The 12665-nt window shown below is 71.8% G+C and carries 11 protein-coding genes; 8 read left to right on the top strand and 3 right to left on the bottom strand.

Translation table 11 applies throughout. The features are described 5' to 3' along the window. The first annotated feature begins 55 nt into the window (after positions 1 to 55). On the top strand, positions 56 to 2167 hold the full coding sequence (gene tmk, locus L3i22_RS01420; RefSeq protein ID WP_255657869.1) for a dTMP kinase: 2112 nt from the start codon (positions 56 to 58) through the stop codon (positions 2165 to 2167). Here tmk and L3i22_RS01425 read toward each other — a convergent pair. After that, a complete protein-coding gene (locus L3i22_RS01425; protein ID WP_221325199.1) occupies positions 2157 to 3410 on the bottom strand; it encodes an SGNH/GDSL hydrolase family protein in 1254 nt (417 codons plus the stop codon). The genes tmk and L3i22_RS01425 overlap by 11 nt on opposite strands. A 196-nt stretch (positions 3411 to 3606) precedes the next feature. Here L3i22_RS01425 and L3i22_RS01430 point away from each other — a divergent pair, with 196 nt between their 5' ends. Continuing rightward, on the top strand, positions 3607 to 4662 hold the full coding sequence (locus L3i22_RS01430) for an endo-1,4-beta-xylanase (RefSeq protein ID WP_221325200.1): 1056 nt from the start codon (positions 3607 to 3609) through the stop codon (positions 4660 to 4662). A 341-nt stretch (positions 4663 to 5003) separates the two neighbouring features. On the opposite strand, the gene L3i22_RS01435 is transcribed toward L3i22_RS01430, so the two are convergent. Then, entirely contained in the window at positions 5004 to 6200 is a 1197-nt protein-coding gene (locus tag L3i22_RS01435; protein ID WP_255658635.1) for a DNA polymerase III subunit delta', read from the bottom strand. Positions 6201 to 6679: 479 nt separating this feature from the next. On the opposite strand from L3i22_RS01435, the gene L3i22_RS01440 reads away from it, so the two are divergent. The 4 genes from L3i22_RS01440 to L3i22_RS01455 all read left to right on the top strand — a co-directional run bounded on the left by L3i22_RS01440 (position 6680) and on the right by L3i22_RS01455 (position 8681). Continuing rightward, on the top strand, positions 6680 to 7006 hold the full coding sequence (locus L3i22_RS01440; protein WP_221325201.1) for a YbaB/EbfC family DNA-binding protein: 327 nt from the start codon (positions 6680 to 6682) through the stop codon (positions 7004 to 7006). A gap of 1 nt (position 7007) precedes the next feature. After that, on the top strand, positions 7008 to 7304 hold the full coding sequence (locus tag L3i22_RS01445) for a hypothetical protein (protein WP_221325202.1): 297 nt from the start codon (positions 7008 to 7010) through the stop codon (positions 7302 to 7304). After that, positions 7304 to 7912, top strand: coding sequence for a hypothetical protein (locus L3i22_RS01450; RefSeq protein ID WP_221325203.1), 609 nt, complete (start codon positions 7304 to 7306; stop codon positions 7910 to 7912). Before L3i22_RS01445 ends, L3i22_RS01450 begins: the two co-directional genes overlap by 1 nt. Before the next feature lie 250 nt (positions 7913 to 8162). Further along, positions 8163 to 8681: a pyridoxamine 5'-phosphate oxidase family protein gene (locus tag L3i22_RS01455; protein WP_221325204.1), complete on the top strand. Its 519-nt coding sequence runs from the start codon at positions 8163 to 8165 to the stop codon at positions 8679 to 8681. A 256-nt stretch (positions 8682 to 8937) separates the two neighbouring features. On the opposite strand, the gene L3i22_RS01460 is transcribed toward L3i22_RS01455, so the two are convergent. Continuing rightward, positions 8938 to 11061, bottom strand: a complete 2124-nt coding sequence (locus L3i22_RS01460; protein WP_221325205.1) for a hypothetical protein — start codon at positions 11059 to 11061, stop codon at positions 8938 to 8940. A gap of 156 nt (positions 11062 to 11217) precedes the next feature. Between L3i22_RS01460 and L3i22_RS01465 the strand changes: the two genes are divergently transcribed. Together L3i22_RS01465 and L3i22_RS01470 are read left to right on the top strand one after the other, a co-directional pair. Further along, the gene (locus L3i22_RS01465) at positions 11218 to 12072 is read left to right on the top strand and encodes a regulatory iron-sulfur-containing complex subunit RicT (protein ID WP_221325206.1); all 855 of its coding nucleotides are present in this window, start codon (positions 11218 to 11220) and stop codon (positions 12070 to 12072) included. Positions 12073 to 12198: 126 nt separating this feature from the next. Next, positions 12199 to 12657 carry a hypothetical protein gene (locus tag L3i22_RS01470; RefSeq protein ID WP_221325207.1) on the top strand — a complete coding sequence of 153 codons (459 nt, stop codon included), beginning with the start codon at positions 12199 to 12201 and terminating at the stop codon, positions 12655 to 12657. The last annotated feature ends 8 nt before the right edge of the window (positions 12658 to 12665 follow it).

Genomic DNA, 12665 nt, shown 5'->3' on the forward strand with positions numbered 1-12665 from the left:
TGCCGCCGCACTCCGCTCCGTCCTCCGGATCAGACCGTTCCGCCGCCTGTGGCTGGTGCTCGGCGCCGCCTCGTTCGGTGACTGGATCGGCCTGCTGGCCACCAGCATCTTCACCGCGGCGCAGTTCAAGCAGCCGGCCGCGCAGGGGGTGGCGTTCGGCGCCACGATCGCCGTGCGCCTGTTGCCGGCGTTGTTCCTCGGCCCGATCGCCGGCGTCTTCGCCGACCGGTTCGACCGCCGCTGGACGATGATCATCACCGACCTGTTGCGGTTCGTGATCTACGGCTCGATCCCGCTCGTGCCGGTGTTCGGCGGGTCACCCGGCCTCACCGCGATCTGGGCCACCATCGCCACGCTGCTCGGCGAGACGATCACGCTGATCTGGATCCCGGCCAAGGAAGCCGCGGTTCCGAACCTGATCCCGAAGTCCCGGATCGAGGTCTCCAACCAGCTCACCCTGGTCACGACGTACGGCATCACGCCGATCCTGGCCGCCCTGAGCCTCTCCGCGCTGACCGCCGGCCTGCAGCAGTCCGGCGCCTCGCTGCCGGACTGGGCGCAGCCGGTGCAGATCGCGCTCTACCTGAACGCGCTGTCCCGGCTGGCCACCGCGCTCGTGGTGTTCTTCGGCATCCGCGAGATCGGCGGTCGCAGCGCCGAGCGCGCGCACGCCGCCGAGCAGACGATGACCCGGCAGTTCCTCGACGGCTGGAAGTACATCGGCAAGACCCCGCTGGTCCGCGGCCTGGTGCTGGGCATCTTCGGCGCGTTCGCGGCCGGTGGCGTGGTGATCGGCGCGGCGAAGACGTACGCGGTCTCGCTGGGCGCCGGTGAGGCCGCCTTCTCGCTGCTCTTCGGCGTGATCTTCCTGGGCCTGGCGTGCGGCATCGGGCTCGGCCCGATGATCGTCCGGGACCTGTCCCGTCGCCGCTGGTTCGGCATGAGCATCGTGCTGTCCAGCGGCTCGGTGATGTTCCTCGGCGTGGCCTTCCACCTGTCCATGGCGCTGTTCGGCGCGCTGCTGGTCGGCGCCGGCGCCGGCATGGCCTTCCTGGCCGGCACCACGCTGCTCTACGGCGAGGTCGCCGACGAGGTCCGCGGCCGGGTCTTCGCCGTGGTGCAGATCGGCGTCCGGATGGTGCTGCTGGCCGCGATCACCCTGGCCGGCGTGCTGGTCGGCCTGGGCAGTTCGCGCCGGGTCCAGCTCGGCTCGGTGCACTTCGACGTCTCGTCCACCCGGGTGCTGCTGCTGGTCGGCGGCGCGCTCGGGATCTGGGTCGGCATCGGCGCGTTCCGGCAGATGGACGACAAGAAGGGCGTGCCGGTCCTGGCCGACCTGATCGGCTCGGTCCGCGGGCGCCCGCTCGCCCCGGCCGAGGAGTTCGTCCGCAGCGGGCTGTTCGTGGTCTTCGAGGGCGGCGAGGGCGCCGGCAAGTCGACCCAGCTGAACCTGCTGGCCGAGGCGCTGCGCGCGGAGGACCGGGACGTGGTGGTCACCCGGGAGCCGGGCGCCACCGACCTCGGCGGCCGGATCCGCAAGCTGGTGCTGGACCACTCGTCGGACGGGCCGTCGCCGCGCGCCGAGGCGCTGCTCTACGCGGCCGACCGGGCGCATCACGTGGCCACGCTGGTCCGGCCGGCGCTGGCCCGCGGCGCGGTGGTGATCAGCGATCGGTACGTGGATTCCTCGCTGGCCTACCAGGGCGCCGGGCGGACCCTGCCGGTGCAGGAGATCTCCTGGCTCTCGTCGTGGGCGACCGGTGGCCTCAAGCCGGACCTGGTGGTCCTGCTCGACGTGGACCCCGGCGTCGGGCTGGACCGGGTCGGCGCCCGGGGCGTGGGTGCCGATCGGCTGGAGAGCGAGTCGCTGGCGTTCCACGAGCGGGTGAGGTACGCGTTCCTGGACCTCGCCGCGGCTGATCCGAAGCGGTACCTGGTGCTGGACGCGGCCCGGCCGGCCGCGGAGCTCGCGGGCGCGGTGACCGCTCGGCTCGCCGACGTCCTACCCGAACCTCCCGAACCGGGCGCGGCTCCGTCCGTACCGTCGGAATCGTCGCCCGGCCCGAGTGCCGCGACCTCGCCGGAAAAGCCCGCCCCGACCCCGGCCGAAGCTCCGGTCGAGGAGCTGGCCGAGGCCTTCGGCCTCGACGAAACGCCTAAATCTTAAAAAGCCGCAGCGGTACGGCGGTGGCCATCGCCAGCATCCCCGCGTCGTTGGGGTGCAGGTGGTCGCCACTGTCGTACGCCGGGTTCAGCCGCAGCGGGTCCGCCGGATCGCGCACCGCCGCGTCGAAATCGATCACCCCGTCATACTCTCCGGAGGTCCGGATCCACCGGTTCAGCACGGACCGTTTCCGCTCGTTCTCCGCGCTGTAGAACCCCAGCGTGTCGTCCTTGAACGGCAGCACCGTCGCACCGTAGGCGCGCAGCCCGGCCAGGTGCGCCCGCGCGATCAACTGGCGATGCCCCCAGATCAGATCGTCCGCGCCGACCACCTCGTCCGGCGGCGCCGACGTCCCAGGATGACCGAGATCGTTCACCCCGAGCAGGACCACCAGGAACTCCGCGCCGGGCTGGGCCACCACTTCCCGGTCGAAGCGCCGCAGCGCGCTCTGCCCGAAATACGCCGCATACCCGACGGCCGGACTGCCGGCCGGCGGATTCGGATCGTGCAACAGCCGGTTACCGGAGACGCCGACGTTGGCCACCCCGAGGCTGCCCTTCAGCCGCGCCGAGAGCAGATCGGGCCAGCGGTGATTGGCGTTCGCCGCGGTGTTCGCCCCGTTGGTGATCGAGTCACCGAGCGTGACGATCGACCCGCCGGAGGCGTGCACGCTCACCCCGGACAGGAACAGGTACTGCTGGATCACGCTGGTCGCCGTGACCGTTCGTGCCCCGGTCACGTTCCCGGCGGCGATCACGTTGTCCTGGAACGCGAACGCGGCAAGCGTCGTGACCGGCGTGGCCTGCGGTAGGTAGACACTGATCACCAGGTCCTGCCCGGCGGCGACGCGCAGGCCGACCGGATCGCTGACGATCGGCGCCCCGGCCGGCACGGTGACCGAGCCCCGGCCGCCGAACGTGACCCGGTGATCGGTTCCGGACACCGCGTCGGTGCTGGCACCGCTTCCCGACCGGCGTGCCACGTGCACCTCGCCGATCCGCAGCGGGGTCTCGCCGAACTCGTTCGTCAGCCGGATCCGCAGCTGATCGCCGCCGATGCTCAGGTGGACCACGTGCCGGACGGTCTGATCGGTCAGCACCAGGGGCGGGGCGGGCGGAATGGTGGTCGGAACCGCGGCCCACGAGGCGACCCAGCGTTTCTCATGCGCCTGCGCCGGGCTTTCGTAGAGCATGCCGGCGGCCGCGGCGCCGGCGGAGACGGCGAGGAGCTGACGTCTGGTGGACATGGCACCCTCCGAAAGTTTCGGAAATCCGCAGGACAGATCTCCGTAACGTAGAGCCGTCCATCTATGTCGTCAAGGGCGGAACATCCGCTGCTGCGCCATGCGAACGCTCGGATGGTCATCAATGGACACCGTTGACGGAGTCGACCAAGGTGCATAACGTTTCGGCTTGTCCCCGTAACTTTCGGAGGCACCACAGATGAGAATTGGTCGCATCGCCGCGTTCCTCGCGGTCAGCCTTGCCGTGGCCGGCTCCGCACCGGCCAGCGCCCACCCGTCCCCCGCCCACGACGACGGCTCGCTGCGGGCCGCCGCGCACGGCTCCGGCGTGCGGATCGGCACCGCGGTCGACATGGCCGCGCTCGCCGCAGACGCCCCCTACCAGGCCGCGGTGGCCCGCGAGTTCGACACGGTCACCCCGGAGAACGTGATGAAGTGGGAGGTCGTCGAGCCACAGCCCGGCGTCTACGACTGGACCGCCGCCGACCGGCTCGTCGACTTCGCGCGGAAGAACGGGCAGCTCGTCCGCGGCCACACCCTGGTCTGGCACAGCCAGAACCCGGCCTGGCTGACCGAGGCCGCGTACACCCCCGCACAATTGCGGGTCCTGCTGCGCAAACACATCTTCGACGAGGTCGGCCATTTCAAAGGCCGGGTCTGGGCGTGGGACGTCGCGAATGAGATCTTCAACGACGACGGCACGCTCCGCGACACGATCTGGCTGCGCGCGCTCGGCCCGGACTACATCGCCGACGCATTCCGCTGGGCGCACCAGGCCGACCCCAAGGCGCTGCTGTTCCTCAACGATTACAACAACGAGGGCGTGAACGCGAAGAGCGATGCCTACTATGCGCTGACGAAACGGTTGCGCGCGGCCGGCGTCCCGGTGCAGGGTTACGGCATGCAGGGCCACCTCGGCGTGCAATACGGCTTCCCCGGCGACGTCCTGGAAAATGTCCGCCGATTCGACCAGCTCGGCGTCTCGACCGCGTTCACCGAAGTCGACGTGCGGATGGTGTTGCCGCCGGACACCGCAAAGGTGCAGGCCCAGGCCGAGGGATTCGGATTGCTCCTGCGAGCCTGCCTGATCGTGAAGCATTGTGTGTCGTACACGGTGTGGGGATTCACCGACAAGTATTCGTGGGTGCCGGGCTTCTTCGACGGCCAGGGATCGGCGACCCCGCTCGACGAGAATCTGCAGCCGAAACCGGCTTATGACACGCTTCGGGAGACCTTCCTGCTGGTCCGGCGCTGATTCCGGACCCGACCGAGAACCAGGCTGCGCCGGCACCGTCCGCCGGCGCAGCCTCTCCGTCTCCGTCGCGGCCCGCTTCCGGATTTCCCGCGCTTCTGCCTTCTCGCGCCCCCCGGCTTTCTTGGGCTTCCGGCTTTCCTGCCTTCGGCGATTTCAGAGAGTCAAATTCTTCATTGCCTCGGTCCGCTGGGGTACAGATCGTCGCTCCCGCGGGGACCCTTCCGGGCCTCGCAGGGCGCGGGGCGCCCAAAACGCGAGGCCCTACAGGGCGACGTCCGAGGGCGGGCACGGTTCAAAAGAACCCACGCAACCCGCCGCCCGGGTCAAGGCCCAGCCGCGCCTCAGCCTTTCCAGAGGTTGAGCATCATGGCCTCGACGGCGATCTCCGGCTTGACGTTCTGATTGATCGACTCGCGGCAGGCCAGCACCGCCTCCAGCCGGCGCAGCGCACTTTCCGGCGTCCACTTCCGCGCCGCCGCCTCGGACTGCGGCGACACGTCCCCGTGCACCACCGCCACCGGCGCCCGCAACGCCGTGATCAGCACGTCCCGGTAGAACCCGGCCAGGTCGACCAGCGACCGATCGAGCGCGTCCCGCTGCGCCCGGGTGGCCCGCGACTTCTGCCGCTTCTCCAGATCCTTGATCTGCCCGGCCGCCCCGCGCATCGCCCCGGCCGCCCCGCGCCCGGTGCCACCCGCGCCCAGCGCCTGCTCCAGCGCCGAACGCTCGGCGGCGTCCGAATCCACCACGCCGGCCGCCGCCTCCGCCTTGGCCGAGGCCACCAGCGCCGCCGCCACCTCGAACGCGGCGCCCACTCCGGTCAGCCGCTTCGGCACCGCGAGCACCGCGTCCCGCCGGGACCGCGCCTCCGGATCGGCGGCCAGCAGCCGGGCCCGGACGATGTCGCCCTGAGCCGCCGCGGCCGCCCAGGTGGCGGTCTCCGAGGCGAGCCCGTCCCGCTCCATCAGCGCCGCCGCGACCGCGTCCGCCGGCGCCTGCCGCAGCGGCACGAGCCGGCACCGGGAGCGGATCGTCACCGAGATGTCGTCCGGGTGGGTCGACGGCGTGCAGAGCAGGAAGACCGTCCGCGGCGGCGGCTCCTCGATCGCCTTGAGCAGCGCATTCCCCGCGGCCTCGGTGAGCCGGTCGGCGTCCTCGATCACCACGACCTGCCAGCGCCCGCCGGACGGCGCGGTCGCCGCGCGCAGCACCAGCGCCCGCATCTCGCCGACGCCGATCGAGAGGCCTTCCGGGGCGACGAACCGTACGTCGGCATGGGTCTTCCCGAGCACCGTGCGGCAGCCGTGGCACTCACCGCAGCCGGCCCCGTCCCGCTCACACTCCAGCGCCGCCGCGAACGCCCGGGCCGCCAGCGACCGCCCGGACCCGGGTGGCCCGGTGAAGATCCAGGCATGGGTCATCGCCCCGCTGCCGACCTGCTCCCCGGCGACGACACGCGAAGCCGCCCGCGCGGCCCGCCGCAGCGTCTCGACCGTCTCGTCCTGCCCGACCAGGTCGGAGAACACCCCATCCCGAATCACCCACCGATGGTATTGCCCACCCCTGACAACCTCCGGACCGGTTGTCCCCTCCCGCCGCCACCACCCCGCATCCGTCGCCGCAACTCGTCCTCCGCCGCCCCCGCATCCGCCGCCGCGGCGCTTCCTCCACCGCCCCGCGTTTGCCGCCGGCTTTCCTCCGCCGCCCCCCATTCGCGGCGTGCCGCCGTCTTCTGCCGCGGCCCGGTCCGTCGCGCCGTGCCGCCGCGCTATCGCGGCCAGTCCCTCTCGCCGCCTGCTTTCTGCGTGTGCTTTTGGCGCCCGGCCGACGCCCACCCCTCGCATCGCCTTCGCCCGCCTCTCCAGCGCTGACGCAGGGTGATGATCAACGGGGATCTTGGTGACGCTGTGTTCAGCCGGGAAAGTTATCCACAGAGGACACCAAGGAGGTCGGGATGCCGGTAGATTCGGATTCCGGAACGCGACGGCGACATGACGCGCGGTGAGGAGCCTGGTGCATGGCCCGGGAGATCGACGAGGCGTGGATCGATGATGCGATCGATCGATATAAACGTGTCGAGGGCCTGCGCGCCGAGTTCGACAAGGCTGTGGCGGCGCATCAGGTAACGGTGCACTCGCCCGACCAGTCGATCGAGGTCGTGGTGTCCGCCGCCGGCGACATTCTCGACGTCCGGGTCCACGGTGCCCTGGCCCGGCGGGACGCCGTCGAGTTCGCCCGCGAGCTGAAGGCCGTCGTCACCAGCGCCACCGAGGCGGCCCGCTGGGCGCGGGAAAAGCTGCACGCCGAGGTTTTCGGTTCGTTCCGCTCCCTGGAGGCCTACTGACATGGACCGGCTCGCTGACCAGATCGATCAGGCGGCCGCCACGCTGACCACGATGGACCGGCGGGTGCCGCGGCTGCGCCCGGCCGCCGACGCGTTCGGCGCCGACGACACCGGCCGTCCCGGCCGGCTCGGGCGCCGGCTGCACGAGAGCTTGGTCGCGGCGCTCCAGGCCCGCGCCGACGAGGCGGCCGATCTGTCCCAGCGCCTGTCCGATCTGGCCCATTCAGTCCGCACCAACGCGCGGGACTACGCCGCGACCGACGAGACCGTCCAGCGCCGCTTCCTGAAGGGCCTCTGATGGACCGCCTCGATCATCTCCTCACCGCCGCCGAGCCGCTGCTGAGCCGGGTCGACCAGGTGCTCTCCGCGGTCGGCGCGCCCGAGGGCCACGAGGTCTGGCCCGAGCTGCGCCGGGTCCGGTTGCTCCCGGGCGACGCCGCCCGCGCGGTCGCCGCCCTGCACCCGGCCGCCGTCGCCGACGCGGCCCCCGAGCTCCGCGCCCAGGCCCAGGCCTGCACGGACACGGCGGACACCCTCCCGCTGGCGACCGGTTGGACCGGCGACGCCGCCAACGCCTACGAATCCGCCCGCCGCCGCGCCGCCGAGCAGCTGACCGCCGCCCCGGACAGCCTGTCCCGCCGGATGACCGCCACCGCCGACCTGGCCGACGCCTTGACCGACTGGATGACCCGCACCCGGGGCGACCTCGCCGGCGCGCTGGCCGGCGTCCTGATCTCAGCCGAGGCCCTCACCCTGACCGCCGGAGCCGGCTTCCCCCAGCCGGGCGAGACCCACGCCGCCGCCGACGTCGCAGCCCTCCTGCTCCGCACCGTCGGCGACAGCTACGACCAGGCCGAAGACCTACTGGCCGACGCCCTCTCCTTGAAGTCCCCCCAGCCAGCCTGATCCAGCCGGCTCGGTCCGGCTCGGCTCGGTCCGGCTCGGCTCGGTCCGGCTCGGCTCGGTCCGGCTCGGCTCGGTCCGGCTTGGCTTGGCTCGGTCCGGTCCGGTCTGATCCAGCCGGGCTGGCCGAGCAGCCTGATCAACCGGCGTGACCCCGCAGCCCGGCCCGGCCGATTCCCGGCAGTTCGGTCCCGCGCGGGTTGCCTGGCCGGACGGCGGGCTCTGCGGGTGTTGTGACCGATATTGTTCTTCGATGCCGTTGAATAATCCCTGGCTGGCGGGACCTACGCCGACTCGCCGGTTGCCGCTCGATCGGCTCGAGGAGCGGATCCGGAATCTGCTTTCCGGGCACAACATGTGCGTGCTGGCCACCGCCGGGACGGACGGGCCGCTGGCCACACCGGTGCGGTACTACTCGCTGGATCTCGCGGTGATGTTCACCGCCTCGCCACGGTCGCCCAAGATGCGCAACATCGCCGCTGACCCGCGGGGCTCGATCGGGATCTTCGCGCCGCTGGTCGGCCTGGCCAGCAGCCGTGGCGCCCAGCTATTCGGCCGTGCGCGGGTGCTCGGCCCGGACGACCCGGAGCAGGTCCCGTACTGGTCGGCGTTCCGCTGGGAGAACGAGCACGCCGAACGCGGCCGTCCGCTCACCGAGCCACCGGCCGAGACGCTGGTCGTCCTCGAACCCGACCGCATCGTCTACACCGAGCACTGGCTGCGCCGCGACGGTTTCGCGCCACGGCAAACCTGGCGCCGCGACAAACCGTGACCTCAATCGTCCGATGTGGTCACTAAAGGTAGCCGGCGGCTGGTGGTCGCCTACCGAACCGGCCCGATCCGGCCGATAGGCGACCACCAGCCGCCGGCACCCAGCCGCCGGCACCCAGCCGCCGGCACCCAGCCGCCGGCACCCAGCCGCCAGCACCCAGCCGCCGGCACCCAGCGCGGGCACCCAGCGCGGGCACCCAGCGCGGGCACCCAGCGCGAGGCCCAGTGCGGGGCCCGGCGCTGGCCCAGCGCGCGGGTCAGTGCGTGCGACGGCGACGCAGGGCGCCGAGCAGGAAGGCGCACACCCCGCCGACCAGCAGGCTCGCGCCGGTGACGAAGACCGGAGCCATCCGCGGGCCGGTGAGCGGCAGCGTCCCGTCCTGGACGCCGGACTCGATCGCGTGCCGGCCCTGCTCCGGGGCGACCGCGGCCGCCTCCAGCACACCGATGCCGAGGTCGGCGACCACTGCGGACGGTTCGTACCCGGCCTTGCCCCGGTCCGCGGACCCGGCGGCCGGGCGCAGCACCGACACCTTGATCGCGGTGGCGCGGGCGGCCACCGCGTGACCCTTCGACGCCTGCCGGACGTCACCGAGCGACACCCGCACGATCACCTTCCCGCCGGCCAGGGCACTCTCGGCCACCGGCGCCCCGATGCCGAAACCCTTCGACGGCACGGACGCCTCGTCCCCAGATCCACCCAACGACAGGGCCGTCCCACTGCCGGAACCGCCCGGCGACGCGGACGTCCCACTGCCGGAACCGCCCGGCGACGCGGGCGTCCCGTTGCCGGATCCGCCGAGCGATGCAGGCAGCCCGTTGCCGGAACCGCCCGGCGATGAGGGTGCGGAACTGCCCGGCGATGCGGGCGTCCCACCGTCGGCGCCGTCCGACGGTGCGGGCAGGCCGGGGATCGACGGAAGCGGTGACCCCTGGGACGGCAGGACCGGAACGGTCGCGGACTCGGTGACCTGCCCAGCGTCACTCACCGTGACGTCAACTTGCTCACTCGCGGTGTTCAACGTCGTACGCGGAAGGTTTTTGCCGGAAACCTCGACCACCGCGGGCCGATAGCGAACCTCGGCGCCCTTGGCGGCGGACATGCCGACCCGCAGGGTCGGCGCGCGCAACACCCGGATCCGCACCTCGCCGCCGGCCAGCTCGATCCGCCCCGCGGTCACCGTCGCCGAGGCGATCGCGACCGCGCCGCTTCCGCGCCCACTCATGGCGGTGCTGCTCAGGCTCGAGATCTTGTCCGGTACGCGGATCAGGCCGCCGTTCAACGTGACGCGCTCGAGCCGGGTGGCGGAGTCGGAGACCTGGCCGGCCGCGCCCGCGCACCCCATCGCCGGATCCCAGCGAGCGTGTGCGGACATCGCCCCGGCGCCGACCTGGATCGGGCCGAACCGCCTGGCCCCGCTGTGCTGCTCGGTCGGCTTGGGATGCGACGGCGGCGCCTGCTGCAGTACCTGCTCGGCGGCGGGCGCCCCGGCGACCCGGCCGTCCAGCACCAGCCCGGCCGCCGCCGACTTCACCGGCGCGTCCGCGATCATGACGCTTCGCGCGTCGCCGACCCCGACGCCGCTGATCACCTGGCTCGGGTCGCCGGTCGGACCGCCGACGACCTCGGCGTCGGCCGCGCCGGGCTTGCCGAGTTCGGTGCGGTCATCCCCACCTGCGCGCAAAGCTGCGGTCCGGATGCCCGTACCCGGGAAATTTGCGGAATGGAAGGCCGCAGCCTGGAATGTCGCAGCCCCGGAGCCCGCCGCGGTCTCGCCGGACCGATCGGCCGCCGGAACCAGGCCGCCCAGAAGGTGACCGATTCCGCCCAGCAGCCCCTTCGACTCCGCCGCGGACTCCGGCGTCCCACCCTTGCCGGAGCTGTCCGGCGCGCTGTTCGCGGTGGTCTTGCCGGAATCGGATGTCTTGCCAGTTCCGGTTGCGATTTGATCGGCCTTGTCGGAATCGTCGGTGTCCGCGACCTTCCCCGAATCCGACCCGCTCCCCGGGTCCGTGTCGGCTTTGTCCTTCGCCGGGCCGGAGTCCCCAGTCGGCTTCGGCGTCGACGGGATGCCGTCGAGCTGCTTCAACACGTCCCCGGCGGGCTCGGGCGCCGAGACCGACGGCCGCTCCCCGCTGTCCCGCTTGGTGACGCCCGCCCCGTGCTCCCGCTTCTCCCCGCCCCGGAGGTCGAGCCGCTCGATCCGCAGGAACTCCGCCTCGGCCTGCGCCGCCCACCGTTCGGCCCGTTCGCAGGGGGCCGGCGCGGCGTGCGCGAGGATCGAAGTGCGCGATGCGGCGAGGGCCGGCAGCGGCACGGTGATCGTGCTCGCGAACCCGAGCGCAGCGACACTGGCGGCCAGCGACCTGGCGGGTGTCATGGCAAGTCCTTTCGGCACGAGGCGCCGGGGCGGCGCTTCCGGGACTGGCCAACGAAGGTCGATTAGGGCGGTTGCGCGGCATCTATGCGACAACCCTCGCGGGTAGTTCAAAACCGGCATTTGGTACGGCTTGTCGAACGTCGTAGGGTTGATCGCATGGGCATGCTGTGCGCGGTCAGCTTCAACCGGTACGGCCGTCTCTACTACCTCGATCCGGGTGAGTTCACCCCGTCCGTCGGCGACCGCGTTCTGGTCCCGACCGACGACGGCCCCGAGGTGGCGGAGTGCGTCTGGGCGCCGCAATGGGTCAGCGAGGACACCGACGGTTTCCCCAAGATCGTGGGGCTGGCCGTCGACGACGACATGCGCCGCGACGAGACGCTCCGCAAACGCAAGGCCGAGGCGAAGGTCGCCGCCAAAAAGCTGATCAAGGCGCACGAGCTGCCGATGAAGGTCGTCGCCGTCGACCACGTGCTGGACCCGTCCGGCGGCAACGGCGACCGCACCACGATCTATTTCACCGCCCCGCACCGGGTCGACTTCCGTTCCCTGGTCCGCGACCTGGGCGCCACCCTGCACTGCCGGGTCGAGCTCCGCCAGCTGTCCGCCCGGGACTCGGCCCGCGTCCAGGGCGGCATCGGCTCGTGCGGCCGCGACCTGTGCTGCGCGACCTTCCTGACCGATTTCGAGCCGGTCACCATCCGGATGGCGAAGGATCAGGACCTACCCCTGAACCCGCTGCGGATCTCCGGCGCCTGCGGCCGCCTGATGTGCTGCCTCAAGTACGAACACCCGCTGTACCAGAACTTCCAGGCATCCGCCCCGGCCATCGGCAGTCGCGTCACGACCCCCGAGGGCGACGGCCGGGTCGTCGCGCACAGCGTCCCGAAGGACTCGGTCGTCGTCCGCCTGGACACCGACGGCTCCCGCTGCTCCTGCTCCCGCGCCTCGGTCTGCGCCCCACGCCAGGCCCACGACGCCGAGTACAACAGCCCAGAGACGCCGGCCTGAGAAGCCAACCGTTCCGCACCGGAACGGGCGGGGCGCGGTATCGGATCTGCCGACGATGATGCGTCGATCGGGGAATTGAGATGTCAGGCGCCGTCATCAGCTCGCCTTCGAGGCCGCGGAGCGACGATGGCGCTTGGTGAGCGGAACCGCCGGGTCGTGATCGTCGGGTGGGGACTGACCGGTCTCGGGCTGCTGATCACGGTGGTGTGGTTCGGCCTGGTCGGTGTCGCCTACGCCGGTTCCTATCGCGCGGAGCAGGCACTGCGAGCCGGCCCGGCCTTCCTCAACGGCGGTGTTCGTGATCATGCCCGGACCTGCGCGATGACCTCGGCGGACGGGCCGGAACGGCAGGTCCGGGTGCCGGCCATGCCGAAACGCGGCGTGCACCTCTCCGGTGTCCGGGTCGACGTGCCCTCGGCCGGCTCACGAATCACCTGCGACGGCGCCGTCCACGTCACGCAGGGATTTCCCGCCCGGCTGCTGGTGATCGCCGAGCAGTGGGCCGTGCTCTTCTGCGGGCTGGCGGTCGGGGCGGTCGGGTTGCACCGCCTCGGACTGTTCCGGAATGTCTCCCGTTATCCGTAGGTGGCCGG

This window comes from Actinoplanes sp. L3-i22 (assembly GCF_019704555.1).
Taxonomy (GTDB): domain Bacteria; phylum Actinomycetota; class Actinomycetes; order Mycobacteriales; family Micromonosporaceae; genus Actinoplanes.